The sequence below is a fragment of the Bartonella sp. MR63HLJHH genome (genome assembly GCF_042194155.1).
Taxonomy (GTDB): domain Bacteria; phylum Pseudomonadota; class Alphaproteobacteria; order Rhizobiales; family Rhizobiaceae; genus Bartonella; species Bartonella grahamii.
The window spans coordinates 1-1068 of sequence record NZ_JBHIMN010000037.1 but is presented as its reverse complement, the minus strand read 5'-3'; the positions used below and the strand labels follow the sequence as shown (position 1 = coordinate 1068).

The 1068-nt window shown below is 40.5% G+C and carries 1 pseudogene; it reads left to right on the top strand.

The features are described 5' to 3' along the window. Positions 1-1068 (top strand): annotated as a pseudogene (locus ACFIKQ_RS08990) (hypothetical protein); the annotation flags it as partial.

The following is a 1068-nucleotide window of genomic DNA, read 5'->3' as shown; positions in this document are numbered from 1 at the left end:
GCTCCGACTTATAAGATCTCTAATATTACTGACAATGGTACAGTAACGACTAGTTCATATAACGATGTTGGTTCAGCTTTTGCTGGTCTTGATGCGAGTATCAAGAATGTGAATACGCATCTAACGAATGAGGTCAAAAATTTTACTGAAAAAGTAACGAATATTACGCAAGCATTTAAAGGCGATGCCTTGTTATGGAGTGATACAGCCCATGCCTTTGTCGCGCAGCATGAAAAGAAGGAAGAAAAAGAAGACAACACAGTTGTAGTGACACAAGAAAACAGCAAGATAACGTCTCTTGCAGCAGGAGCTATCAGTGAAACTTCAACAGACGCCGTTAATGGCTCACAGCTTCATACATTAGGCACAGGGGTTGCTACGTCTTTAGGGGGTGGTGCTGTCTATAAGGATGGTAAATGGACCGCTCCTACATTCAAGGTTAAAACAATCAAGGAAGATGGTAACTCTGGAGAAGAGAATTATTCTGATGTAGCATCTGCTTTTGCTGGAGTTGGTAATTCTATCACGAATGTTAAAAACGAGATTACCAAACAAATTAACAATGAAATTGCCAATGTGAAAGGCGATAGCCTTGTTAAGAAAGATGCAACTACAAATCTTATCACTATCGGTAAAGAAGTAGAAGGCAGTGAAATCAATATTGCCAATAAGGCAGGTACGGATCGGACACTTTCTGGTGTGAAGGCAGCGACCAAGGATAATGATGCCGTTAACAAAGGCCAGCTTGAGAAAGGTTTAACGGATCTTTCCAACAGTCTTCAGTCTGATGAATCAGCAGTTGTTCATTACGATAAAAAGGATGGTAAAATTGATTATGCGAATGTCACTTTAGGAAAAGCTAAAGATAAGACAGCTGTAGGTCTCCATAATGTTGCTGATGGTAAGATTGCCAAGGATTCACATGATGCTGTAAATGGTGACCAGCTTCATTCACTAGGCAATACCGTTGCGACCTATTTGGGTGGTGGTTCAACATTTGCAGATGGTGCTTTTACAGCTCCGACTTATAAGATCTCAAATGTTGCTGAAGATGGTAAGGCAACAGAA